Source organism: Alicyclobacillus mali NBRC 102425, assembly GCF_001570745.1.
Classification (GTDB): domain Bacteria; phylum Bacillota; class Bacilli; order Alicyclobacillales; family Alicyclobacillaceae; genus Alicyclobacillus; species Alicyclobacillus mali.
Genome location: NZ_BCSG01000003.1, coordinates 54977 through 77329, shown reverse-complemented (window position 1 = coordinate 77329; position 22353 = coordinate 54977). Strand labels below are relative to the sequence as shown.

Annotated in this window: 20 protein-coding genes, 1 CRISPR repeat array and 2 riboswitches; of the genes, 14 read left to right on the top strand and 6 right to left on the bottom strand. The window is 61.1% G+C overall.

What is annotated here, in order from left to right; all coding sequences use genetic code 11:
• Positions 1-15 precede the first annotated feature (15 nt).
• From hydA to AMA01_RS01710, 5 genes are read left to right on the top strand one after another with little or no spacing between them, the layout of a single operon-like run.
• Complete coding sequence (hydA, locus tag AMA01_RS01730) at positions 16-1455, top strand: dihydropyrimidinase (RefSeq protein ID WP_156468396.1); 1440 nt, start codon at positions 16-18, stop codon at positions 1453-1455.
• A gap of 23 nt (positions 1456-1478) precedes the next feature.
• Positions 1479-2819, top strand: a complete 1341-nt coding sequence (locus tag AMA01_RS01725) for an FAD-dependent oxidoreductase (RefSeq protein WP_156468395.1) — start codon at positions 1479-1481, stop codon at positions 2817-2819.
• Positions 2807-4051 (top strand): NAD-dependent dihydropyrimidine dehydrogenase subunit PreA, encoded by a 1245-nt coding sequence (preA, locus tag AMA01_RS01720; RefSeq protein ID WP_067846376.1) that lies wholly within the window; start codon positions 2807-2809, stop codon positions 4049-4051. Before AMA01_RS01725 ends, preA begins: the two co-directional genes overlap by 13 nt.
• 18 nt (positions 4052-4069) lie before the next feature.
• Positions 4070-4957 carry a nitrilase-related carbon-nitrogen hydrolase gene (locus tag AMA01_RS01715; protein ID WP_067846373.1) on the top strand — a complete coding sequence of 296 codons (888 nt, stop codon included), beginning with the start codon at positions 4070-4072 and terminating at the stop codon, positions 4955-4957.
• Positions 4958-4987: 30 nt separating this feature from the next.
• The gene (locus tag AMA01_RS01710; RefSeq protein ID WP_067846370.1) at positions 4988-6361 is read left to right on the top strand and encodes an aspartate aminotransferase family protein; all 1374 of its coding nucleotides are present in this window, start codon (positions 4988-4990) and stop codon (positions 6359-6361) included.
• A gap of 67 nt (positions 6362-6428) precedes the next feature.
• Here the strand turns inward: AMA01_RS01710 and AMA01_RS01705 are convergent, their stop codons facing one another.
• Positions 6429-7046 (bottom strand): TetR/AcrR family transcriptional regulator, encoded by a 618-nt coding sequence (locus AMA01_RS01705; protein ID WP_067846367.1) that lies wholly within the window; start codon positions 7044-7046, stop codon positions 6429-6431.
• A gap of 204 nt (positions 7047-7250) precedes the next feature.
• Between AMA01_RS01705 and AMA01_RS01700 the strand changes: the two genes are divergently transcribed.
• Both AMA01_RS01700 and AMA01_RS01695 read left to right on the top strand, forming a co-directional pair.
• Entirely contained in the window at positions 7251-8294 is a 1044-nt protein-coding gene (locus AMA01_RS01700; protein ID WP_067846364.1) for an NAD(P)-dependent alcohol dehydrogenase, read from the top strand.
• 108 nt (positions 8295-8402) lie between these two features.
• Positions 8403-9677 (top strand): MFS transporter, encoded by a 1275-nt coding sequence (locus tag AMA01_RS01695; protein WP_307188446.1) that lies wholly within the window; start codon positions 8403-8405, stop codon positions 9675-9677.
• Positions 9678-9772: 95 nt separating this feature from the next.
• Here AMA01_RS01695 and AMA01_RS01690 read toward each other — a convergent pair whose 3' ends face one another.
• Both AMA01_RS01690 and AMA01_RS01685 read right to left on the bottom strand, forming a co-directional pair.
• Positions 9773-10954 (bottom strand): aminotransferase class I/II-fold pyridoxal phosphate-dependent enzyme, encoded by a 1182-nt coding sequence (locus AMA01_RS01690; RefSeq protein ID WP_067846361.1) that lies wholly within the window; start codon positions 10952-10954, stop codon positions 9773-9775.
• Positions 10951-11445, bottom strand: a complete 495-nt coding sequence (locus tag AMA01_RS01685; RefSeq protein ID WP_067846358.1) for an Lrp/AsnC family transcriptional regulator — start codon at positions 11443-11445, stop codon at positions 10951-10953. The genes AMA01_RS01690 and AMA01_RS01685 overlap by 4 nt, the downstream gene beginning before the upstream one ends.
• 189 nt (positions 11446-11634) lie before the next feature.
• On the opposite strand from AMA01_RS01685, the gene AMA01_RS01680 reads away from it, so the two are divergent.
• A complete protein-coding gene (locus tag AMA01_RS01680) occupies positions 11635-12009 on the top strand; it encodes an Asp23/Gls24 family envelope stress response protein (RefSeq protein ID WP_067846355.1) in 375 nt (124 codons plus the stop codon).
• A 55-nt stretch (positions 12010-12064) separates the two neighbouring features.
• Here AMA01_RS01680 and AMA01_RS01675 read toward each other — a convergent pair whose 3' ends face one another.
• From AMA01_RS01675 to AMA01_RS01665, 3 genes are read right to left on the bottom strand one after another with little or no spacing between them, the layout of a single operon-like run.
• The gene (locus tag AMA01_RS01675) at positions 12065-12319 is read right to left on the bottom strand and encodes a DUF2273 domain-containing protein (protein ID WP_067846352.1); all 255 of its coding nucleotides are present in this window, start codon (positions 12317-12319) and stop codon (positions 12065-12067) included.
• Positions 12312-12866 carry an alkaline shock response membrane anchor protein AmaP gene (gene amaP, locus AMA01_RS01670; protein WP_231862775.1) on the bottom strand — a complete coding sequence of 185 codons (555 nt, stop codon included), beginning with the start codon at positions 12864-12866 and terminating at the stop codon, positions 12312-12314. Before amaP ends, AMA01_RS01675 begins: the two co-directional genes overlap by 8 nt.
• Positions 12867-12888: 22 nt before the next feature.
• Positions 12889-13851, bottom strand: coding sequence for an Asp23/Gls24 family envelope stress response protein (locus tag AMA01_RS01665; RefSeq protein WP_067846349.1), 963 nt, complete (start codon positions 13849-13851; stop codon positions 12889-12891).
• Between the two features lie 631 nt (positions 13852-14482).
• Between AMA01_RS01665 and AMA01_RS01660 the strand changes: the two genes are divergently transcribed.
• From AMA01_RS01660 to thiC, 6 genes are all read left to right on the top strand, one after another.
• On the top strand, positions 14483-14782 hold the full coding sequence (locus AMA01_RS01660) for a metal-sensitive transcriptional regulator (RefSeq protein WP_067846346.1): 300 nt from the start codon (positions 14483-14485) through the stop codon (positions 14780-14782).
• 40 nt (positions 14783-14822) lie between these two features.
• Complete coding sequence (locus AMA01_RS01655) at positions 14823-15026, top strand: heavy-metal-associated domain-containing protein (protein WP_067846343.1); 204 nt, start codon at positions 14823-14825, stop codon at positions 15024-15026.
• A 149-nt stretch (positions 15027-15175) separates the two neighbouring features.
• Positions 15176-15988: a Dam family site-specific DNA-(adenine-N6)-methyltransferase gene (locus tag AMA01_RS01650; RefSeq protein WP_067846340.1), complete on the top strand. Its 813-nt coding sequence runs from the start codon at positions 15176-15178 to the stop codon at positions 15986-15988.
• Positions 15989-16065: 77 nt separating this feature from the next.
• A complete protein-coding gene (locus tag AMA01_RS01645; RefSeq protein WP_067846337.1) occupies positions 16066-16857 on the top strand; it encodes a COG4705 family protein in 792 nt (263 codons plus the stop codon).
• Positions 16858-16935: 78 nt separating this feature from the next.
• Positions 16936-17038: riboswitch (purine riboswitch) on the top strand.
• A gap of 163 nt (positions 17039-17201) precedes the next feature.
• Positions 17202-18671 carry a purine-cytosine permease family protein gene (locus tag AMA01_RS01640; protein ID WP_067846333.1) on the top strand — a complete coding sequence of 490 codons (1470 nt, stop codon included), beginning with the start codon at positions 17202-17204 and terminating at the stop codon, positions 18669-18671.
• 171 nt (positions 18672-18842) lie between these two features.
• A riboswitch (TPP riboswitch) is annotated at positions 18843-18954 on the top strand.
• 173 nt (positions 18955-19127) lie between these two features.
• A complete protein-coding gene (thiC, locus tag AMA01_RS01635) occupies positions 19128-20849 on the top strand; it encodes a phosphomethylpyrimidine synthase ThiC (RefSeq protein WP_067846330.1) in 1722 nt (573 codons plus the stop codon).
• Between the two features lie 86 nt (positions 20850-20935).
• Positions 20936-22292: direct repeats of the CRISPR family, unit length 37 nt; unit sequence GCTTCAATGGGGCCGCCGACGATCTCGGCGGATCAAG.
• Positions 22293-22353: the final 61 nt, after the last annotated feature.

Here is a 22353-nt window from a genome sequence, read left to right as displayed (position 1 = left end):
CAGGAGGCGAGCGACGTGACGGCAGTTTGGGTTCGCGGTGGGATGATTGTGACGGCGTCGGACGTGTTTGCAGGAGATGTGTGGATTGAGGACGGCGTCATCCGCCAGGTGGGTGTTGTAAGGCCTTCGGGCGAAGCTCACATCATCGATGCGCCGGGTATGTACGTCATGCCCGGCGCCATCGACGAGCACACGCACATGGGAATGCCGTTCAACGGCACAGTGAGCGCGGATTGGGACACGGAAACGATTGCGGCTGCTATCGGGGGCACTACAACGATTGTGGACTTCGCCATTCAGCGGCGTGGGGGCACGCTGGTGGAGGCCATTGAAACATGGCGAAACAAGGCCGATGGTCGCACCGCCATTGACTATGGCCTTCACGTTGCCATCACGGACCCTCGGCCGGAGGTGATTGCGGAAATCCCCGAGGCAGTGAAACGCGGCGTCACAACCGTCAAGGTGTTCATGGCGTACAAGGGCGAGATGATGGTGGACGATACGGCGCTATTCCAGACGCTCTTGGCCGCGCGCGAGGTCGGTGCGCTCGTCATGATACACGCAGAAAACGGAGATGCGGTCGTGCTGTTGCAAGATCGTCTGTATGAAGCCAACAAACGAGCGCCTCGATATCACGCAGAAAGTCGTCCGCTGGAAGTGGAGGCCGAGGCGACGCGGCGAGCCATTGCGCTCGCGAAACTCGCCGACGCACCGCTCTTCATCGTGCACGTGACTGGGCGCGAGCCAATGGAAGAGATTCGGCGGGCGCGTCACCGTGGACAGCGCGTGTACGGAGAGACCTGCCCACAGTATCTGCTGCTCGACGAATCTTATCTGGTGCTGCCTGGATTTGAGGGTGCCAAGTACGTGTGTTCGCCTCCTCTCCGCCATGCGTCGCATCAGGAGGCGCTTTGGACGGCCTTGGCCGAAGGCGTTCTGCAGACCATCGGGACGGATCACTGCTCGTTCAATTTCCGCGAGCAAAAGCACATGGGCAGAGACGACTTCCGCAAGATCCCGAACGGACTGAATGGCATTGAAAACTGGGTGCAGCTCATCTACACCTACGGCGTGTGCCAAGGAAGAATCTCGTTGTCTCGCATGGTGGATCTCATCTCCACCCAGCCCGCAAAACTGATGGGCCTATACCCGCGAAAAGGGACGCTCGCCGTGGGCGCAGACGCGGATCTTCTCATCTACGATCCGTCCGGCAGCACCACGATCACGGCACAAACGCAGCATCAAAACAGCGACTACAACGCGTACGAAGGGTTTGTCGTGCAGGGAAAGCCGCAATGGGTCCTGCTTCGAGGAAACGTGATCGTCCAAGAGGGGAAGCACGTGGGTACCTTGCAGGACGGGCGATTTGTACCATGCAGCCCGTATTCCGCCGCGTACGGGGAGAAAGCGCCGTTCGACTCGCGCCAGCTTCAGGCGGAACTCGTCGACGCATGAACGGGCGAATGGAGGTGGCGCAGATGATGGGTGCAGAGGCCGTCCAAGGACCTTGGTCTTCGACGATAAGCGACGTGGAAGCGATGGCGGAGGCCGCGCGGTGCCTGTTCTGCGAGGATCCGCCCTGTGTTCGGGCCTGCCCGACCGGGATCGACATTCCGCTGTTCATTCGCAAAATTGCGTCGGGCAACCGAGTGGGCGCGGCCAAGACCATTTTTGACGCGAACCCGCTTGGTTCGAGTTGCGCGCGGGTGTGTCCGACGGACGAACTGTGCGAAGGCGCTTGTGTTTGGGGGAAATCCTCGCGACCTGTGGAAATCGGCCGTCTGCAACAGTACGCGACGGATGCGGTACTCGAGCGTGGTGTGGCGCTGTATGATCCGCCGTCTCAGCCCATTCCGTATCGATTTGCCATTATTGGCGCCGGGCCGGCGGGCCTGGCTGCCGCGAGGGAACTCGCGCTCGCCGGTGCGCAGGTCACTGTCTACGAGCGTGAACAATCTCCGGGAGGTCTCAACACGTACGGCATTCCTCCGTTTCGGCTTTCGGAGGGCGTGGCAGTTGCCGAAGCGGAGATGATTCTCTCGCTGGGTGTTCGTTTCGAAAGAGGGGTGGACGTGGGGATGCATGTGCGACCCGAACAGCTTGTGGATTCGTGCGACGGTGTTCTGCTCGCGTGCGGGCTTGGCGCAGGTAAACGGTTGGGCATCGAGGGCGAAGAGCTTGATGGCGTCATGGACGCCATCACGTTTCTCCGGATGGCCAAGGAGGGGCGCGCGCGTGCGGGCCGCGAGGTGGTGGTGATTGGAGCGGGAAACACCGCGATGGATGCTGCGACCACGGCGCGCCGCCTGGGTGCGGAACGCGTGACCATCGTATACCGGCGTTCGGAGAAGGAAATGACGGCATATCGCTTCGAGTATGCGTTTGCGAAATCGGAAGGTGTGCAATTCCGCTGGAAGTTAATGCCCGTAAGATTCGTCGGCGAGGGCGCGGTCCAGGAAGTCAGATGCCGTCAGACTGAGCTCGATCCGTCCGGTGCATGGCGACTTGCGGAACGTGAGGAGCGATTGTCGGCCGATCAGGTCATTGTCGCCATTGGGCAAGCGCGTCGATGGGATCTGCTCGACGCCTTCCAAGTCCCGCACCGCGACGGCGCCGTCACAGTGGATGAACAAGGGCGCACGCGTCGCCCCAAGGTGTATGCCGCTGGAGACTGCGTGTGGAGCGGGAAAGGTGCAGAAGCAACGGTCGTTGTTGCCGTTGAACAAGGGAAACGGGCTGCGCTAGCTATGCTGAAAGACGCACGGTCGCGGCGTGTTGAACATGGACTAGCGACGGAGGGATCTGCATGGCCGACTTGACGGTCGAAATGGCAGGCATTCGCTCGCCCAATCCCTTTTGGCTCGCGTCCGCTCCTCCCACTAACACGGGCTTTCAGGTGGAGCGCGCGTTTGAAGCGGGATGGGGAGGGGCTGTATGGAAGACACTCACGGATCGGCCGGTGCGCAATGTGTCTTCGCGCTTCGGGTCGCTTCATCTTGCAGATAAGCGGATGGTGGGTTTCAACAATATCGAACTCATCTCGGATCGCCCGTTCGAAGACAATCTGGCGGAAATTCGGCAAGTCAAGCGCCGATTCCCCGATAGAGCTGTCGTGGCGTCCCTGATGATTGAACCGGACAAGAAGCAGTGGCAAGAAGCGGTGCGCAAGGTCGAGGATGCGGGCGTGGACGGGATCGAGCTGAACTTCGGCTGTCCGCACGGCATGGTGGAGCGCGGGATGGGCGCAGCTGTCGGGCAACACCCGGATCTCATTGAGCGCCAAACTTCGTGGGTCAAGTCCGCTGCGACGGTGCCTGTCATTGCCAAACTGACCCCGAATGTGACCGACATTCGCGCATCCGCAAGGGCCGCGGTGGCAGGCGGAGCGGACGCCATCAGTCTCATCAACACCATCAACTCCATCATCGGTGTGGATCTGAAGGCGTGCGTGCCCCGGCCAACGGTTGCGGGGCTCGGGACGCACGGCGGGTACTGTGGGCCCGCGGTCAAGCCCATTGCGCTGTACATGGTGGCTGAGTGTGCCAAGGACGACACCGTCGGCGTGCCCATTTCGGGCATTGGCGGCATTGCCACGTGGCAAGACGCAGTGGAGTTCCTATTGCTGGGGGCTTGGGCGGTGCAGGTGTGCACGGCGGTGATGCAACACGGCTTTCGCATCATCGAAGATCTGGTCGACGGCCTGAACCGCTTTCTGGACGACAATGGAATTGGTGGCGTGCGCGATATCGTGGGGAAGGCGCTGCCGAACTATGTGCCGTTTGGGTCGCTCGATCTCGACCACCGTGTAGTGGCTGCTATCGATGCTGACCGATGCATCGGCTGCTACAAGTGTTACATCGCGTGCCTGGACGCAGCTCATCAAGCCATCGCACCGGGTGATGCCGAGGCCCGCGTGCCGAGTGTGCTGGTGGATGAGTGCGTGGGTTGTAATCTCTGCGAAGCGGTGTGTCCGGTTGCATGCATTGAGATGGTTCCCATGGCTGAACTCGCCGGGGCGCATCCATTGACGAGTGTCAGCGCACACCCATGACAGCGAGGAGGGGCTCAAGTGTCGAGGTACGTCCGAATTGCGCTCATTCAAGCGAAGCATGAGCTTCCCGGCGATCGAAGCGTGGAGGAGCACAAACAGGCGGCTATTGAGAAGCACGTGGCGATGATCGAGGAGGCTGCCGCGGAGGGAGCCGAGATTGCGTGTCTGCAGGAGCTGTTTTTTGCTCCGTACTTCTGCGCGGAACAGTCGCCGAAGTGGTATCAGGCTGCCGAACCTGTGCCAGGCGGACCCACGGTTCAACGGATGCAGGAGGTGGCCAAGCGGCACGAGATGGTGCTCGTGGTTCCACTATATGAGGAAGCGATGCCCGGGGTCTACTACAATACAGCGGCCGTGATCGACGCGGACGGAACTTATTTAGGGAAGTACAGGAAGCACCACATTCCACACGTGCAGGCTGGCGACCGTCCGGAAACGGGGTTTTGGGAAAAGTATTACTTCAAGCCTGGCACTGGAGGATATCCTGTCTTCGCCACGCGGTACGGGAAGGTGGGCGTGTACATCTGTTACGACCGTCATTTCCCGGAAGGAGCCCGCATTCTCGGCCTCAACGGTGCCGAGATTGTGTTCAATCCGTCCGCAACGGTTGCAGGGCTGTCCGAATACCTTTGGAAGTTGGAACAGCCTGCGCACGCGGTGGCAAACGGCTACTATGTGGGTGCCATCAATCGCGTAGGCTGGGAAGCGCCATGGAACATGGGGGAGTTTTACGGGCAGTCGTATCTCGTCGATCCGCGGGGAAATTTCGTGAAGGTAGCTGCTCGAGACCAGGATGAGATTGTCATCGCGGATATGGACCGTGAGGTCATTCGCGAGGTGCGCGAGACCTGGCAATTCTACCGGGATCGCAGGCCAGAGACGTATGATACACTGGTCTCAACCTGATTCATCCAAGGACGCGAAAGAGGGATGGTCATGGCGGTCGAAGATGGGGTGCTGAAGGCGGGCGCATCGGCGTGGCTTGAGAAGGACAGGCGCTACGTGTGGCACGGAATGGTGGCGCACGAGGCGGCGAGGCACCCGATGGCGGTGGTTGGCGGCGACGGCGCATACGTTCTCGACGCCGAGGGGCGCCGGTACCTGGACGCGATGTCAGGGCTCTGGTGTGTCAACCTGGGCTATTCGCGAAAGGAGCTCGCAGAGGCGGCCTATCGTCAGATGACGGAGATGCCGTATTATCCGCTGACTCACACGCACCTGCCCGCCATCGCGTTGGCGGAGCGGCTTTCCACGTGGCTTGGGGGCGAGTACCGCATCTTCTTCTCCAACAGCGGCTCCGAGGCGAACGAGGTGGCTTTCAAAATTGCGCGGCAGTACCATGCCCAACGAGGCGAGCCTCACCGATGGAAGGTGGTCTCCCGGTACCGCGCGTACCACGGGAACACGATGGGGGCACTCGCCGCGTCGGGGCAGTTTGACCGCAAGTTTCGCTATGAGCCACTCGCGCCCGGTTTCGTCCACGTTCCGCCGCCGGATTGCTACCGCTGCCCGTTTGGAAAGGAGCCGTCGACGTGTGCGATGGAGTGCGCGCAATACGTGGACGACGTGATGCGATGGGAAGTGGACGAGACGGTCGTGGCCGTGATCGCCGAGCCCGTCATCACGGGCGGCGGTGTCCTGGTGCCGCCCGACGGGTACTTGCCCAAACTGCGCGAGATCTGCGACCGGCACGGCGCGCTGCTCATCGTGGACGAGGTGATCTGCGGCTTTGGGCGGACGGGCGCGCCGTTTGGGCATCAGCGCTATGGCGTGCGCCCCGACATCGTCACCATGGCCAAGGGGATCACGAGCGGTTATCTCCCGCTCGCGGCGACGGCGGTTCGGGCGGAACTGTTTGAGGAGGCGTTCGCGAGGGACGAGGCGTACGCGCATCTTCGCCACGTAAACACCTTTGGCGGCCATCCGGCCTCCTGCGCGGTGGGCCTCGCGACGCTCGATATCATGGAGCGAGAGAACATGGTCGATCGCGCTCGAATCCTCGGGGATCTGCTCGCGGCGGAACTGAAACGCCTGCAGGGCCTGCCACACGTGGGCGACATCCGCGCGTTTGGCCTGTTGGCGGGGGTGGAATTGGTGGAAGATGGCGCGACGCGGGCGCCGCTTGCGCCAGAACTCGTCGGGCGCGTGGTCGCGGCGTGTCGGCAGCGCGGCGTGATCGTCGGGAAAAACGGGGACACCACGCCGGGCGGCAACAACGTCGTCACCCTGTGTCCGCCGTTCGTGGTCTCCGAGGCCGAGGTGCAGCGCATCGTCGACGTTCTGGGAGAAGCCATCCTGGCCCTTTCGTGATCTGCGGGCATCGCCGACGCTCCCTCTCCGCCGCTCGACGCCCGAGGAGGGGGAGCGCCATCTGCCATCACGCGCCGGCCTCGAGCTTGGTGAGCGAGGTGGGCGACTTCTCGCTCGTCTGCACGGGTTGCCGCAGCGACGGCAGCTGTGCGTAAACCGCTTCGAGCATGCGCCCCACGCGATCCGCCATCACCCTGGGCGAGTGGGGCATCCCCTGCTGCAACCACCACTCCACCGTTCCCACGTAGGCGTGCACCACGAACTGAAGGATGGCATCCTCCTCCGGCAGGGGATGGCGCCCCACGACTTTGCGAATCTCCTCTCGGAATGAGGTCATACACGATTCCACATATCGCCGGCGAAAGTACGGAGCGCCTGCCTGCGTGAGCATGGTGCCAAAGAAGTCGTACCGATCCGCCAGGTACTGAAAGCAATGTTCCGTGGCGGGAACCCAGTCGAGCTCGCACACGCATTGGCCAAACTCATCCATCTCGCGGATGGCGTCTTCGATGACGCGATCCAGCAGGTCGTATTTATCGAGAAAGTGCAGATAGAAGGTTTTTCGGCTCACATTGGCGCGGTCGGTGATGTCCTGAACCGTGATGTGATCGAAATCCTTCTCCTTCATGAGGGCCACAAACGCCTGGCGAATGGCCTGGCGCGATTTCAGCACACGGCGGTCCATAGGGGAAACCGATGCCTCCTCATTGCATGCATGATGGGCATTCGCAAAACACAGCGTCGGATTCGAAACAACGTTGTCGAGAGTGTGTACTAATGCGCAGCGCGACTCGATGTGTCCATCGCGCAAAGCCCGGCTTGCGCTACAATGGTACACGATTGCAGCTTACTACATCCATGTGTAATAGGGAAGCGAGGAGGTCTTCACATGAAGGCACAGGCTCGCGGTGTGTTGAGCAAGGAGAGTCCATTTCACGCCATCGAGATTGAGCGTCGCGAACTTCAGCCCGACGATGTGCTGATTGAGATTCAGTACTGCGGCATTTGCCACTCCGATATCCACGCGGCCCGCGGTGAGTGGGGCGAGGTGCGCTATCCGTTCGTCCCCGGACACGAGATCACCGGCGTCGTGTCGCGAGTCGGCACCCAGGTGACCAAGTTCAAGCCGGGCGATCGCGTCGGCGTCGGCTGCATGGTCGACTCGTGCGGCGAATGCGAGAACTGTAGGCGCGGCGACGAGCAGTACTGCGTGCAGGGCAACATCCAGACCTACGGCAGCGTCGATCGTTATGGGCAGTACACCATGGGCGGGTACTCCACGCACATCGTGGTGAAGGAGGACTTCGTCCTTCGCATTCCCGACGCACTCCCTCTCGACAAGGCCGCGCCGCTTCTGTGCGCGGGCATCACAACGTACTCGCCACTGCGCCACTGGCAGGCGGGACCTGGCAAGGAAGTCGCCGTGATCGGCCTGGGCGGGCTCGGTCACATGGCTGTAAAGCTCGCGAAGGCCATGGGAGCCGAAGTCACCGTGCTGTCCCAGTCGCTGCGCAAGAAGGAAGATGGGCTGCGCCTCGGGGCGAAGGCGTACCACGCGACGAGCGACCCCGAGACGTTCCGCCAACTCGCCGGCCGGTTTGATCTCATCATCAACACCGTCTCGGCGCAGATCCCCATCACGGCGTATCTGGGCCTTCTGAAGACCGATGGCGCGCTGGTCAATGTCGGTGCGCCGCCGGAGCCGCTCGAGGTGAACGCGTTTGCGCTCATCACGCAGCGCCGCACGTTTGCGGGCTCCTGCATCGGCGGCATCCGCGAGACGCAGGAGATGCTCGACTTCTGCGCGAACCACGGGGTGACGCCTGAGATCGAAACCATCTCGGCGGACGAGATCGACGCGGCCTGGGAGCGCGTGCTGAAGTCGGACGTTCGGTATCGATTCGTGATCGACATCAGCACGATGCGCAAGTGATGTCACTCGCCGACTGGCCCATCCGCTGGTCGCGCGATACAATGGAACGCGGAAGATGAGTGAACGGAGGCGTTGTCGGGCCTCCGTTTTCTCTCGTTTATCGAGGGAGTGACGAGATTGACCCGTCAGGAAAGCCCATACCGGTGGGTGGTATTCTTCACCGCGCTCGCGGCGTATTACCTTATCGTCAGTCAGCGCACGGCCCCGGGACTGGTGACAAACCAGTGGATGAACCAGTTTCACATTTCGGCTGGCGCGCTCGGCCTGATGGACAGCGTTCAGTTTCTGGCGTACGCCATCCTCCAGGTGCCAGTCGGCATCTTGGCGGATCGGTTTGGGCCGAATCGATTTTTGATCGTCGGGACCATGATCAACGCCCTCGGCACGCTGCTCACGGGAGTGGCCCCGCACGCGTGGGTGTTGTTTGTGGCTCGCTTTCTTGTGGGCGTGGGAGACGCCACCATCTTCGTCAACCTGGTCGCCGTCATCAACGAATGGTTTCGAGCGCAGGAGTTCGTCGCGCTGCTCGGCGTCATCGGCGTCGGGGCGGGGCTCGGATCTCTGACTGCGACCGTGCCGTACGCGCTCTGGATCCGCGCGTGGGGCTGGCGCAGCCTGTTTGTGGGCGTGAGCCTCATCCTGTTCGCACTTTGCGTGGCGCTTTATGCGGTGTTGGTGCGACGGCCGAGGCGAATGTTTGCGGGGGAGATTCAGCGGGCGGGCGAGCCGGTGCGCCCGGCGAGCGTCGGCGAGGCCATCCGCCAGACGTTCACCTCGCGGCAGGCGTACGCGCTCGCCATGTGTCACTTCGGCCTCGTCGGCACGTACGTGGGCTTCATGGGATCGTGGGGTGTGGCCTACTTCATGCAGGTGTTTCACATGGCGAGATCGGCGGCTAGCGCCATGATCATGGTGGGGCTTGTGGGCGCCATGGTCGGTGGGCCGCTCACCAGTTGGCTCGCCAGCCGATTTGGCCAGGTGAAGCGGCTCTACGCGCTCGTGCACGCCGTCACGTTCCTGAGTTGGCTCGCGTGGTTTGCCATGGGCATGCGCCCATGGTTTGCCCTTGTGCCCGTCCTGCTCGCCCTGATTGGCTTTGGCAACGGCGGCAGTTCGCTGACGTTCGCCATCGTCCGGCAGACGTTTCCCGTCGAGCGCGTCGGCGTGGTATCCGGCTTTGCCAACATGGGCGGGTTTGTGAGCGCCGTGCTCCTGCCCTCACTGTTCGGCGCGGCCCTCGACCAGTTTCCGGGCGATCGCGCCCTCGGGTTCCACGTGGGCTTGCTCATTCCTGTGCTGTTCACGGCCATCGGCGTGACCGGAGCCCTCCTGGCGCGTGACGTGAAGCGCGCCGCGGCGGTTCCGGTCGAGGAGACGGTATGAGAGCGCTGGGCTGGCGCAGGTCGCGCCCGCGGAGGACAGCTGCACAGCGCGCTTTGGCTGTGCCGTGCGCTCCACCGGCGCGCCTGCGCCGCGATCTACCGCACCGGGTGATACGCGAGGTTTTGCACAAACGCGCGCATTCGCCGGAGCGCTTCTTCAATCAGTTCCACGGAGGTGGCGTAGGAACAGCGGACAAACCCCTCGCCGGGATCGCCAAAGACATTGCCGGGGACCACGGCCACGCCCTGCTCCAGAAGCAGGCGCTCCGCGAACTGCTCCGAGCTGAGCCCGGTGGGGCGGATGTCGGGGAACGCGTAGAACGCGCCGCGCGGCTCGTGGCACGGAAGCCCGATTTCGTTCAGACCCGCGACAATGAGTTTTCTCCGCCTGTCATAGCTCTCCACCATGCGATCCCGCTCGTCGTCCCCGTTTCGTAGCGCCTCAAGCGCGGCCCGCTGCGCCATGTGGGGCGCGCACATGATGGTGTACTGGTGAATCTTGAGCATGGCTGAGATGATGGGCTCTGGGCCGGCCGCGTAGCCGATGCGCCAGCCCGTCATGGCGTACGCCTTGGACATGCCGCTCACCACCACGGTCCTCTCGCGCATCCCAGGGATGGCGGCAATGCTCACGTGCTGGCCGCCATAGGTCAGCTCCGCGTAAATCTCGTCGGACACCACAAACAGGTCGTGGCGGCGGACGACGTCCGCGATGGCCTGGAGGTCCTCCTTGTCCATCACGGCGCCGGTCGGATTGTTCGGGAAGCACAGGACGAGCACCTTGCTGCGCGGGGTGATGGCTCGCTCCAGGGCATCTGCGGTGAGTCGAAATCCGTCCTCCGCGTAGGTGGGCAGTTCCACCACATCGGCGCCCGCGAGCAGCGCGCACGGCTTGTAGCTTACATACGTTGGCACGGGGATGAGGACCTCATCGCCCGGGCACACCATCGCGCGAAGCGCGAGATCGATGGCTTCGCTGCCCCCAACGGTGACGAGGATTTCGTGAGACGGATCGTACGCCAGCCCGAATTTCGTGAGGTATTTGGCGATCTCCACGCACAGTTCAGGGAGCCCCCTGTTGGGCGTGTACGTGGTGTAACCCTGCTCCAGCGAATACATGCACGCCTCGCGGACGTGCCAAGGCGTCACAAAATCGGGCTCGCCGACGCCGAGCGAAATGACATCTTGCATCTGGCTGGCGAGATCGAAGAAGCGGCGGATGCCGGACGGGGCGAGGTTGCGAACGACGGGCGACAAACGGTCATACAGCGTGTTCATGGCGTGATCATCAGTCGCCTTTCTCCATCTGTATCGTCGTAGATGACGCCATCCGATTTGTACGTCTTGAGCAGAAAGTGCGTCGCCGTGGACGTGACGTTTTCGAGCGTCGCGAGTTTCTCGGACACAAATCGAGAGACCTCGCGGATGTCGCGGCCTACGACCGTCACTTGGAGATCATAACCTCCTGACATGAGGGCGACGGATTTGACCTCATCGAAGCGATAGATCTTGCGCGCGATGGCGTCGAAGCCGACCTCCCGCTGGGGGAGCACCTTGACGTCGATCACGGCCGTCACCTGATTCACAGGGAGCTTATCCCAGTTGACGACAGCCGAATAGCGCAGGATGATCTTCTCCTGCTCCAATTCGCGGATGGCGCTTTCGATCACGTCCGGCGTCTCGCCGAGCATGCGCGCGATGGTTTCAGGGCTGAGTTTCGCGTTTTCGTGAAGGAGATCACAAATTTTCAAGCGGAGCGCGTCGTTCATGAAAATCCCCTCTGCGGCCGCGATATGGCCGACATTCGCATGTGGTTCTCATTGTAGCACAGTTTCGCCAGATGTGCCGGAAGATTTCGATGTACGAGCACTGGATTGAAATCGATGAAAAATCCTTTGCGACATGCCAAAATACATGGTACAATAGAGGAAAGTTATGAATCCTGTAGGAGTGATAGGATGCCGAAGACGGTGGAGACCAGCCTGGGTAAGGTGCAGATTGCGGAAGAAGTCGTCGCGAAGATCGCCGGCATGGCCGCGCTGGAGTGCCCCGGGTTGGCCGGCATGGCCCCGCGCCGCCAGGTGATGGATCGCCTGAACGAGGTGCTGAGGCGTGAGAATCTGGAGCGCGGCGTGGACGTCCAAATTGGTCCGAATGGCGATGACGTCAAGGTGGGCCTGTACATCATCGTGCAGTACGGCGTCAACATCTACGATACCTCGGTGAACGTGCAGGAGCGTGTGGCGGACGCGCTCAATCGGTACATTGGCATGGACAACACGCAGATCCATGTGTTCGTCCAAGGCGTCGACTTCGGCGATGCCAACCGTTGACGGAAGCACGAAGACGAAACACGCCGCCGAGCACAGGCTCGGCGGCTTTTCGCGATCACATGCCGTCGCGAGGGCGCCTGCGACTGGCCAATTGAGCCAGCAGCCGCTCCGCAATCCCGGCGATGGAGCCTTCTTGCTCCCAGAGGCGCCCGAACCAATAGAACAGGGCTGCCAACACGGCGAGCAGCACCATGTGCCAGAATCCCACAATCATCCACACAATCCACACAGCGATGCCCAGCATGAGGCCATGATACCGATGAGGCAGCGTCACAAACCATTCCCAGGCTTCCCTCAGTGTCTCACGCACCGGTACCACTCCAAACCCGCATGGATCGGTTGTTGTCGCCGAGCTCTGTGACCTGGACGAGGACGCGCTCCACGGGGACATGCGTGGTCTCCTCGAGGTACGACTTGACTGCGTTCTGTGCTTCCTTGGCGAGCGCAGCCACGTCGATGTCCGGCAGCACGCGCATGCGCAACGTCAGAACCAGTCCTCCCTGGCCCTGGCGCACGACCGTCTCGAATGAGGCCACGCCCTTGAGTTGCGACCCGCGCCGGTTGGCCAACTGCACGATGGTGTCATACGCAATGCGGATGGGGCCGTGATCGCCCGCCACCATCACGGAGTCCAGCTTTGGATCCCGCCGCCGCCGGAAGAACAGGAACCGGATGGCGATGAGGGCGGTCACGCCGCCCACCACCATCGTCACGATGTTGTACGGGTGCCGGGTGAGTTCCATTTGGGCCCAGCCAATGGGAACAGCCGCGCCGACGAGCACCACGGCGACGCCGAGGACCAGTGCCACGACGGACAGGACGAACAAGAGCAAGCGGTCAAACAGATTCACCTTCATTCCCCCCAAGTGTCATTTCGCGTTACTCGCGCATCTGTTCCTTGGCCTTGTCGGCTGCTCGATCCGTCGCGTCCTTCGCCGCGTCGGCGCCCCGTTCCACAGCTTGTTTGGCTTGTTCCAATCCGCGCTGGACGGCGTCCTTCGCTGATTCTACGCCTTCCTTCACGGTCTGCTTCGCGTCTTCCACCCGCGCCTCCGAAGGGGTGGCAGGCTCCGCGCTTGAACCCACCTTGTCTTTCACGTGCTCGACCGCGTTCTTCGTCGCCTCGGTTGCCTTCTGCGCCGCATCCTTGGTGGCTTCCGCCGCCCGATTCGCCGCGTCCTTCACCGTTTCGGCGCCTTGTTGCGCCGCGTCTTTCGACGCTTCGTATGCGGACTGCGCCGTGTCCTTCACGGCCTCCATACCCTGCTGCGCCTTGTCGGCCGCCGCGTCCATGACTTGCTGTGTCTTTTCCTTCGCCGTTCCGATGGCGTCAGCGGCCGCGTCTTTGGTCGCCTGTGCGGCGGACTGAACCTTGTTTTTCGCCGTATCGTAGCCCTGTTTCACGAGATCCGTTCCTTGTTGAATCAGATTGGAAACCTTGCCCGGCAAGCCAAACCCATCGCTTTCATCGTCTTCGTCGCGAAGCGACAATCCCACGACGTGCACGTTCACTGCGGCGACGCGGAGTCCCGTATACTGCTCGACCGACGCCTGCACGTGCTCCTGAATCTGAGCCGCGACGTCGGGAATGCGGACGCCGTAGCGCAACACCACCTGGGCTGTGAGGGTGCACGCCTGCTCCTCGTTGGAGAACTCCACCTTCACCCCGCGTGTGAGGTTGCGACGGCCCGTGATCTGCTCGGCGAGGCCGCTCACGGCTGAACCAGCCATCTTCGCCACGCCGTCAATCTCCGACAGCGCTACGCCTGCAATGGTCTGAATCACGTCCTCCGCGATGTGAATCGTGCCGCTCTCGGTGAGGGTGTACTCCAGATTGGCCATGCATCTCTTCCCCTTTCACGAATGAGAATCTCACGACATCCATCAGACCGGACATTTTGTCAGGTTGGCCGCAGGAAAGTCGACCCACATTCCTTTCGAAGAGGTTTGTTTGTGCGCGATTGTATCAGAGAATAGATAAAAAGGAAAGCAAATAATGAATTCTATTGTATCTGTATAACTATACATGTTGTGTAAATACATCTTTTCGCTTCCTTGCTACCTGCTGTCGAAATCCGTGAGCAAGTTCGGCTGAACGCATTCTTGGTGGGTTAAATCCAAGGGAGTTTTCGCAATTGAGAACGTGCCTGAGGTTGTTCTGGGTGTCGTTGTCGTTCTGGATGGCTGTGCACTTCGAGGAAGTCAGGCTCCTGTGCCGTTTGCGGGACTGGTGACCCGTCGCATCGCGGCGTTCGGATGCCCTACAGGCTTTGGTATTCTGACACCAGCATAACCCATTGAGCAGGCCAGGACAAGCTTTCCTGTCGATCACGCGCGAAATCGGTCGATTGCGCGCGTGCGTTGGGGCGTGATCGCATAACTGAGGCTGGATACCTTACAGGGGTGTGGTATACAATACAGATTGAGAAGACGAATGCCGCTCGCGCGGCGGCTCTGCTCCGGAGGGGGAAACGTGGAAGAATCGCACGAACACACGCACAGCTATGGACCTATGAAGGCCGACTTGGCCCGGCGCCTCCGCCGAATCGAAGGCCAAGTGCGCGGGTTGCAGAAAATGGTGGAGGAAGATCGCTACTGCGTGGATATTCTCGTTCAGATTGCCGCCGTGAAAAGTGCGCTCCATCAGGTGGGGCTGTCGATCCTGGAGTCTCACACACGGGGCTGTGTGGCGGAGGCACTGCAGCAGCGGGACCGCGAACAGGAGAAGGTGGACGAGCTCATTCAGGTGCTTCGCCAGTTCACGAAGCTGTGACTCTCACCGCGAACATGCGGCCCGGAGAGGGGGTGAGACCATGGCCATCACGACGATTCGCGTCAAGGGTATGACTTGTGACGGCTGCGTTCGCTCTGTGACACGCGCGCTGTCCGCCGTCGAAGGCGTCTCCCAAGTGGACGTCAGCCTTGAGAAGGGAGAGGCTGTCGTGACCCACGCCGATTCGACGCCGGTTTCTGCTATTCGAGCTGCCGTCGAAGAGGCTGGGTATGATGTGGAATAAGGCATCGATCCTCCGCCAGCTCCGGCATCGATCCACTCCTTGGCCGAGATCGATCTCGTCTTCCTCTTGCGGTAGACGGCGGATCTGACTCCGATTAGAATGAGGGGAGATGAGCCGCCGCGCGCGGCCGCGACGAGGAGGCGGCGTGCATGAAGCCATTTCTGAAGTGGGCGGGAGGCAAGTACCGCCTTCTACCATACATTCAGCGCGCGCTGCCACCTGGCCGGAGGCTGATAGAGCCGTTTGTCGGCTCTGGGGCTGTATTTCTGAACACGAGCTACGACGCCTATGTGCTGTCGGATATCAACGCGGACGTGATCGCCGTGTACCGCGCGTTGAGCGTGTACGGCGAGGCGTTCATCGAGGACTGCAGGCGGCTGTTTGTTCCGGAGAACAACTGTCCTGAGGCGTACTATGCGCTGAGGGAGGAGTTCAATGCCTCCCGCGATCCGGTGCGCCGCGCCGTCCTGTTTGTCTACCTGAATCGCCACGGGTATAACGGGCTCTGCAGATACAACACGGAAGGGCGCTTCAACGTGCCGTTTGGAAGGTACCGGCGCCCCTACTTTCCCGAGGGCGAGATGCGATATTTTCGCGAGAAAGCGAGGCGCGCGGAGTTCCTTTGCGTCGATTTTCGCGCGGTGATGCGCATGGCGGAGCCCGGCGACGTGGTTTATTGCGATCCGCCGTATGTCCCGCTGTCGAAGACGGCAAACTTTCGCCAGTACGCGGCACAGGGCTTCGGGGAAGGCGAACAGCGCGATCTCGCCCGCATTGCGGAGGAACTCGCCGACCGCGGGATTCCGGTGCTCATCTCCAACCACCTGACGCCTTTTACGGAGCGGGCGTACCGCCGTGCAGAGTGCCGTCAACTCCAGGTCCGCCGCGCCATCAGCTGCCAGGGAGCTCGGCGCGGCTACGCACCGGAAGTTCTCGCGCTGTTTACGCCGAGATCGCGTTGAACCTGCGGCTCCCCTCGGGCGTCCATGACCGTTGGAACGGACGGCGCCTGTGAGGCGCCTGCACAGGAGGGATTCGCATGTCCACCGCGCGCGTGAGTACGCGGCGCATACGCCCGATGGTCAGCAAGGTGCCCGAGATCACCGTGTGGTTCTGGATTGTAAAGCTCCTCACGACGGCGATGGGAGAAGCGACTTCGGACTTCTTGGTCCTGCACCTCAACAAGTACTTGGCGGTGCTGCTCGGCGCCGTCGCGTTTGGGGTTGCCTTTTGGTTTCAATACCGCGCCAAGCGATATGTTCCCTACATCTATTGGACCTTCGTGACGATGGTGGCGGTGTTTGGAACCATGGTGGCCGACGCCATCCACATCGTCCTGGGGGTGCCCTACTGGGCTTCGACCTCTGCGTTTGCCATTTTCCTGGCCGCGGTATTTATCACCTGGTATCGCACGGAGCGCACGCTCGACATTCACAGCATTGTGACGCGGCGCCGAGAGCTGTTCTACTGGGCTGCGGTTCTTGCCACTTTTGCCATGGGAACGGCGTGCGGGGATATGACGGCGACGACGCTTCACCTCGGGTACTTCGCTTCTGGCATTCTGTTCATCGTGCTGTTCGGCGCGCCCTTCCTGCTGAAGCGCTGGGCGGGTATGAATGAGATCTTCGCGTTTTGGTTCTCCTATGTCATGACGAGGCCGCTTGGCGCTTCCTTCGCGGACTGGCTGGGCGTCGAGAAAGCATACGGGGGGCTCGGGTTTGGCCGAGGGGCCGTTGCGCTCGTCACGACACTCTTCATCGTCGTGCTTGTCGCGTATCTCACGATCACGTCGAAAGATCGCCCGAACGAAACCCTCGTGTCGAATTTGTAACAATTGCACAAACGTCACCGTTTCGCCGCCTGTGTGAGATAACTTCCATTGATTCGCGTGTCAGCGCTCGATACACTAGGCGTGTGATCGAAAAGGCCTCGTATAATGCCGGGAATATGGCTCGGCAGTTTCTACCAAGCGACCGAAAATCGCTTGCGCTACGAGGCCGTTGTCATAGAGCGGTGCCGCGCTGGCTGCCCCTGCGAGAATCGAGTCCATCGATCGCCGTGGGTGGCCGCGTGCCCGATCTCTCCGTCAACGGCCTCTTGGCGAGACGAACCTCCAGGTTCGGTCGCCCGAGGTCTTTTTTGTTTTCATCATTCAATAGAGGGGGAGTTCGGCCCATGGCCACCGCGGACGAGCTTCGTCATACGGCGCAGGTCGACGAGGCATTTCGGCTTGAGACAGAGGGCAACGGCATCATCGCGGAGCATCGCCGGCATGGAATGCCTCGAGAATTATTCTATGTGTGGTTTGCTGCAGTCCTGACCTTCACCGGTGTCGTGACCGGGCAGCTCTTCACCGGCGTCTTCGGACTCAACGTGTGGGAGAGCCTGTTGATTGTTCTCCTGTGCTCTATCTCGTTTGCGGCGCTCGGACTGTACGTGGCGACGGGCCCGCGCGCGGGAACGGTGACGCTCACCATCTCTCGCGCGGCATTCGGGGTGCACGGCGGCAAAATTCCGGCGTTTTTCAGCTGGTTTACTGCCGTCGGCTGGGAGAGCGTGACCATGGTGCTCACGGTCTGGGCGATGCTGAGCCTCGCGCAGTATGTTGGCCTGCCATCGACAGGCGTTGGACCGACGCTCGTTGCGCTCGTCATCACGCTCTTTCTCACGTATCTGGTGCCTATCCTGGGGCACGCGACGCTCGTGGTCATGCAGCGCGTCCTTGCTATCGTTCTTGCGGCGTGCACGGTGCTCGTGCTCTTCGCCGTATTGCCCGACGTCAAATGGAACTTCAATCCTCCCGCGAGCGCGCTTGCAGCGCACGGTGTGTTCCCGACGTTCTTGCTCGCGCTCTCCGTCGGGCTGGCGAGCACGTTCTACGGTTGGGCGAATTTCGCCGCTGATTACTCCCGCTATCTGCCGAAGGACACTAAGACGAGCCGAATGGTATGGGCGACCTTCCTCGGCGGAGGGCTTGCCAACTTCATCATGATGGGTCTTGGCGTGGTGCTCGGCACGATAATCAACGCCAAAACTTTCTCCGAAAATCCGGTGATGGCGATTGCAAAGGCCATTCCAGAATGGGCTGCAATTCCGTTCCTGATTGTGGTGGTGCTCGGCGACGTCTGCGCTAACTACCTGAACGCTTACAGCTCCGGGATGAGCTTTTTGTCCATGGGAATCCGTTTGAAACGCCATTTTGCGGTCGCGTTGGACGGCGCCATCTGCACGGCCATCGGTATTTATGCCTTGTTTTTCTCCAACAACTTCGTGGACTTCTTTGAGAACTTCCTCGACCTCATGATCACGGTCATGGGGCCCTGGGCGGCGATTTACATCGTTCACCACTTCGTTGTGCGCGGACGTTATGCTGCCGACGATCTCGTCGATACGTCACCGTCGTCCGTGTACTGGTACAACGGGGGATTTAACTGGCGCGCAATTCTCGCGTTCGTGGTCGGTGCGGTGGCGACGTTCCTGTCCGTCAATAGTGCGCTGTGGCAGAGCCCGCTCACCAATGCGTGGTTCGGGGGAGCCGATGTCTCGGCGTACGCGGCGCCCATTGTGACGGGGATTGTGTATCTTCTCATTTCTCCGCGGCGCGAACGCGCCAATCACCGCAAGGTGGAGGCGAAAGCGTCGTAAACGGCACAAATCACGCTTAGCCGTGCGCAAACCCTGCGCGCGGCTTTTTTAGTTGCGCCCGGCATGGGCAATAGATTGGCGTCGGTCTATCATCTGGATTTGAGCGCTTGAATTCGAAAGTTCGGAATACCGGTTGCTCCTGAGGCATACAAGTCCTATGATGAAACTGAATTCTGCACAAACGGGAGCTCGGTGACACCGGGCTGAGAGGGCGGCTTTGGAGCTGCCGACCGTCGGACCTGATCTGGGTAATACCAGCGTAGGGATGTTGGATTGCGTGCAGACGCGATTGATTCGGTGCTTGCGGCGCAGGACCGCTCTTCATGCCTGTTTCCCCCATTTGTGGAGCCGAGCTTCTGGTCTGCTGTGGCAAGCGCTAGAACCCCTGCGAATTCCCCAAAGGTTACGGCCATGAGCGCCCCATCCGCCCCTCCCGTGCGAGGAGGGTGAATCAAGATGAGCACAGGTTTTGCCCCGTATTTTCCTTCAAGTCGAAAGGTCTACGCCGTAGGCTCGCGGCCAGATTTACGCGTTCCCATGCGAGAAGTGACCTTGGAGCCAACGCGCACTCCTTCCCAGAGCACGGACAACCCGCCCCTGCGCGTCTACGACACCAGCGGTCCTTATACGGACGCCGATGTGGACGTCGATCCACGCCGCGGGCTTCCAGCACTTCGCGCGACTTGGATCGAAGAGCGCGGAGACACGGAGTGGAAGGAACCCACTCGGCCGACCGACGTGGATCCGACACTTGTCCCTTTCCGCCGTCAAGCTCGGCGCGCAAAACCCGGCCGGATCGTCACGCAGATGCATTATGCGAAACGCGGCATCGTCACGCCGGAAATGGAGTTTGTGGCCATCCGCGAAGGGATGGACCCGGAGTTTGTTCGCCAGGAGGTGGCGAGCGGACGGGCCATCATTCCGGCCAACGTCAATCATCCGGAATTGGAGCCCATGATCATCGGGCGGAAGTTTCACGTCAAAGTCAATGCCAACATCGGCAATTCCGTCGTCTCTTCGTCGCTCGAGGAAGAGGTAGAGAAAATGCGCTGGGCCATCCTGTGGGGCGCCGACACGGTGATGGACCTGTCGACGGGCAGGCACATCCACGAGACGCGCGAGTGGATCCTGCGCAATTCCCCCGTGCCCATCGGCACGGTGCCCATCTACCAGGCGCTGGAGAAGGTGGGCGGGAGCATTCCGGATCTGTCGTGGGAAGTGTATCGCGACACGCTCATCGAGCAGGCGGAGCAAGGCGTCGATTATTTCACCATCCATGCCGGCGTGCTGCTTCGGTACATCCCGCTCACGGTCAACCGCGTGACGGGCATCGTCTCGCGCGGCGGATCGATCATGGCTGCGTGGTGCCTTGCCCATCACAAAGAAAACTTTCTCTATACGCACTTCGACGAAATCTGCGAGATTCTGGCCGCGTACGACGTCTCGGTTTCGCTCGGCGACGGCCTGAGGCCGGGATCGATTGCGGATGCGAACGACGAAGCCCAGTTCGCCGAACTCGAGACCCTCGGCGAACTGACGAAGCAGGCGTGGGCCCACGACGTCCAGGTGATGATTGAGGGGCCTGGGCACATTCCGATGCACCTCATTGAAGAGAACGTCGTGCGCGAGCGCGAGCTGTGTCATGACGCACCCTTTTACACCCTGGGGCCCATCGTGACGGACATCGCGCCGGGCTACGATCACATCACATCGGCCATCGGCGCGGCGATGATCGCTTGGCACGGCACCGCGATGCTGTGTTATGTGACACCGAAGGAACACCTTGGGCTGCCCAACCGGGACGATGTGAAGGAGGGCGTGATCGCGTACAAGATTGCCGCGCACGCAGCAGACGTGGCGAAGGGCCATCCACGAGCGCAGCAGTGGGACGATGCGCTTTCCAAGGCGCGATTTGAGTTTCGCTGGCGTGACCAATTCCACCTGGCGCTCGATCCTGTCCGGGCCGAGAGCTTTCACGACGAGACGCTGCCGGCGGAGCCCGCGAAGACCGCGCACTTCTGCTCCATGTGCGGGCCGAAGTTCTGCAGCATGCGGATCACGCAGGACATACGCGCGTACGCACAAGAGCGGGGGCTCGAGCCCGAGGAGGCGATCGCCGAAGGCATGCGCGAGAAGGCCGAGGCGTTCCGGACCGGCGGGGGAGACGTCTATCGGTGAGATGGGTTTGCACAGGAAGGCCGTTCCGATGCGGAGCGGCTTTTTCCATGGTGCGAGACAGCGGTAGACATGTAGAGGAGAGCAGGCTACGAATGAGGCCGCCGACGATCTCGGCGGATCAAGTGCCCAATGGCGTTTTTTCCGTCTGTCCCATAATGCTTCAATGGGGCCGCCGACGATCTCGGCGGATCAAGATCGCGTCGTCGTGTACGACACGCCGGAGGCAGGCGTCGCTTCAATGGGGCCGCCGACGATCTCGGCGGATCAAGTTAAGTTTAAGGTTTTCGATCACTATGATATTTATGGGCTTCAATGGGGCCGCCGACGATCTCGGCGGATCAAGGTGATATGCTTCAGACATCGACGGACCACAACAGCGCTTCAATGGGGCCGCCGACGATCTCGGCGGATCAAGGGCGTATTTCGCGCGTAAAGGGTTCTAGGAGCGTTTAGCTTCAATGGGGCCGCCGACGATCTCGGCGGATCAAGTGGATTGTCGAGATCGCTGAACTCCAAGCGTTTAAGCTTCAATGGGGCCGCCGACGATCTCGGCGGATCAAGGGGGTCTTTTCTTTCCGTCTTTCGCGACATTGTTCGAGCTTCAATGGGGCCGCCGACGATCTCGGCGGATCAAGTTGAATAGAATTGATCACAGTTTCGTATACAATTCCGCTTCAATGGGGCCGCCGACGATCTCGGCGGATCAAGTATGAGGATCGTCTATGTGACTATATTGGTAATAACGCTTCAATGGGGCCGCCGACGATCTCGGCGGATCAAGGCCCACTCTAAACCCATTCGTATCTTAGATCCCATATAAGCTTCAATGGGGCCGCCGACGATCTCGGCGGATCAAGAACAGCGTACAGTGAGCATAGACCGAGGATACATAGTATGCTTCAATGGGGCCGCCGACGATCTCGGCGGATCAAGGTCATTCACGAGGAGGAGCGTCGGGATGGCGGATAGGCTTCAATGGGGCCGCCGACGATCTCGGCGGATCAAGTTGGCCACCCACTGTCCTTTTTGTCCGTCCCATATCGAGCTTCAATGGGGCCGCCGACGATCTCGGCGGATCAAGAGGCCTGCCTTCGATCTGTGTCTCTTCCGATCTATATAGCTTCAATGGGGCCGCCGACGATCTCGGCGGATCAAGGCCGCTGCAAAAGAAAGTGGCAAGTGTATTCTTGGCTTCAATGGGGCCGCCGACGATCTCGGCGGATCAAGGCCACGGGGCCGTCTGGCGACTTGCTCATGGTTGGGCTTCAATGGGGCCGCCGACGATCTCGGCGGATCAAGCTTGCCGGAGCGCCCATCCCACATACGTGGAGCAGCTTCAATGGGGCCGCCGACGATCTCGGCGGATCAAGCAACCTGGCGCAGCGTGACGGGCGCTGTGGCAGGCAGCTTCAATGGGGCCGCCGACGATCTCGGCGGATCAAGGGCACTCCTTTGAGCCCGGTCCTGACGCGGGCTCCCGGGTCAAAAACGCGAACCTCCACAC